This is a genomic window from Salipiger sp. HF18, from assembly GCF_011806505.1.
GTDB lineage: Bacteria > Pseudomonadota > Alphaproteobacteria > Rhodobacterales > Rhodobacteraceae > Salipiger > Salipiger thiooxidans.
The window spans coordinates 1-2,766 of the sequence record NZ_JAATOS010000512.1 but is presented as its reverse complement, the minus strand read 5'-3'; the positions used below and the strand labels follow the sequence as shown (position 1 = coordinate 2,766).

The 2,766-nt window shown below is 56.3% G+C and carries 2 protein-coding genes; both read right to left on the bottom strand.

The features are described from left to right. Positions 1-1,667 (bottom strand): hybrid sensor histidine kinase/response regulator (locus HC022_RS23330; protein WP_167453996.1); only part of this gene is annotated, 1,667 nt, incomplete at its 3' end. Between the two features lie 4 nt (positions 1,668-1,671). Beyond that, positions 1,672-2,217: an oxidoreductase gene (locus HC022_RS23325; RefSeq protein WP_254885253.1), complete on the bottom strand. Its 546-nt coding sequence runs from the start codon at positions 2,215-2,217 to the stop codon at positions 1,672-1,674. Between the last annotated feature and the right edge of the window lie 549 nt (positions 2,218-2,766).

Here is a 2,766-nt window from a genome sequence, read left to right as displayed (position 1 = left end):
TAGAATGGTTCGAATATCCGCGCCAACTGTGCGGGCGCGATCCCCGTCCCGGTATCACTGACCGCGAGCATGACGTAGCGCCCCGGCTCAACCTCTTCGCTGTTGAGTTCGACATAGGCCTCGTCGATGCGGATATTGGCGGTTTCGATCGTTAGCTTACCGCCATCGGGCATGGCATCGCGGGCATTAAGCAACAGATTCAACAGAGCGCTTTGCGCCAGCGATTGGTCAACCTCCACCTGCCATAGGCCCGCCAGAAGCGACACCTCAACCTCGATGGATTCCGGCAGAACCCGCGACGTCCACGACTTCGTCTCGCGCACGAGTTTGTTGAGGTCGGTGATCTTGGGTTCAAGGCGGGATTGGCGAGCAAAGCTCAGCATGTTCTTTGTCAGTTCTGCGCCACGCTCCGCTGCCGTGATGGCGGCCTGAATGAAGGTGTCTTCGTTTTCCGGTTCGACTTTCTCCTGAAGCAATTCGAGATTTCCGAGAATGACCGCCAGCAAATTATTGAAGTCATGGGCAACGCCGCCGGTGAGCTGGCCGACAACCTCCATTTTCTGGGCTTGGCGCAATTTCTCTTCGGCGACGGTTTGCTCGGTTATGTCCTGGACCGTCCCCACAAGACAGATTGTCTTGCCAGAGTCGTCGAGTACGGGTTCGGCACGCTCTGTCAAGGTCCGTGTCTCACCAGACGGCAATTCGATCCGGTGCGTCACCTCGTACTTGCTGTGGGTATCCCACGCCTCGCGTGCCGCCGACCTGATGCGTGGGATATCGTCCGGGTGGCACCGCTTGAAGAAGCTGCTGACCGTTCCGTCAAACTCGGACTTCGTCATGCCGAAGATATGGAACGCCTCGTCCGACCAATAAAGCTGCCCTTCCGAATTCACTTCCCAAGCGCCGAGCTTCGCGATCTTCTGCGCTTCCCGCAGACGGGCTTCGTTTTGCCGTAGGGTTGCTTCTGCAAGGCGTGTGAGGTTATGAGCCTCTGCAATCGCCTTCTGGCGCCGCAGGTTTGCTCGATAATTCAGCCACAGGCCCGCAACAAGGGCCGACAGGAGCGCAAAAGTTGCCGCCAGAGCAAAGGAAAGCCATAACAGCGTGCGGGCCGACGCATTGCGTCTATTGCTACTTTCGGCCGCCCAGTGCTCCAGAGAGATCATCTTCAGGCGGTGCAGATTTTCCCGGAACTCTACCGCCTGACTGGCAAGGTTTGGCAAAGCAGCGCGCAATTCCGGATCCGGTGCATCGACGATCTTGACCGCATCATCAACGAATCCCGTGATGTCTCCAAGTTCGGCTGCAAAACTCGGGTAAGACCGCAACTCTTCGGCGATGTTGGCATCTTGTAGCGTTGCAACGCGGCTGTAGAAGATATCAAAAGCGAGGCGCAGCGAGTCCAGGTCAGCGCTTTCGTCGTTTTTCGCCTCGGATAATTGCCAGAGGAATTCGAGAAACTCAATTTCAGTGTGGTTTACCGTCCATTGCGGGTTTTCCCAGTTCTTCTTCTGGACAATTTCGGCAGTTTTGAGAAACTCCATGGCCAAGACAACAATTGCCCAGACCAATAGCAAAAGGACGATCGCAAGTGCGGCCCTGCCAAGATGCCATAGCTTTCCATGACCTTGCCGTAGATAAGCCAAGGATTTCTTTATCGCGTTCAACGCGTCAATCCTCGCCGACCTCGAGGTACCGAAGTTGCCAGATTGCGCGGTTGAAATAAACGTCCTGGTCGCCGGTGAGGTTGTCGAAAGGATAGATGATCCAGAGCGGCCCCTTGTTTCGGACCGTCATCCGTTTTCCATCTCTCAGATAGGCAATGGTGGCACCGGTCTCGCGCGCATCTACAAGGGGGATGTTGACGATGTAGCCATTCAGGGCCACGGCTTTGATGACGCTGCCCTGTGCGCCCACCGCGTCCAGCAGGTCGGCGAGCGCCGCGCCGGTGAACTCGGTCGGACCGTCGGTCCAAGGCGTGGATGTCACAACGACAGTGACAGGCAGTGCAGCGATCATGTCGTAGTCGAATTCCGCCGTATCACCGATGTTCGTCTGCGTTATGTCGCCCGAGATCGTCAGGAGGACATCTCCCCGAGGCGCTTCCAGGTCAGCCGCCCAACTCGTAGAAAGGCCGATCTGAGTGAAAAAAGCGACCAATACCGCCAAGTTTCGCACAGGCGTTAGCCGCCCGCAATATTTGAACAACCGCCGCATTCCATGCCCTCTTCCGACCTGCAGCCAAGCCGCACAGCGGACTATAGAAGTCCATAAAAGTATACCGCAACAGAAAATGTCTCGGCGTCCGCCGATTGGTATGGTCTGCGTTGACATGGTCTTTCGGGAAGAGCGCGTCGGTTGCATGCTCTCAACAGATTTTTTTGCATTGCCGAAACGAAGATTAGTCTCGCTCTTCATTTCGGATCTTTGTCCATTGTAAATGCTGGCTCCTCTATGGACGGCCGCTTCGGTGAAGTTGCGACGCGGCGTCCGATCCGAAATGCAATGTCGGCTCTGGGCCGGGAGTCGCGCGCTCCTGGGAGTGATTGTGCGCGTCCCCCTGCGTTCCCGCATGACCGCTCTAGGCTCCCTGGATGCCTAATCTGACGATTTGAGAACCCCGTTGGCGGACATCGCTATGCCGCTTAGGCTGCTTGGGCAGCCTGCCCATGCCCAAATACGGAGAACATTATGACAGCATATATCATTGGCCAGATGAAGATTCACAGCCGGGATTGGATGGAAGAGCATTTCGCGAAGATTCCT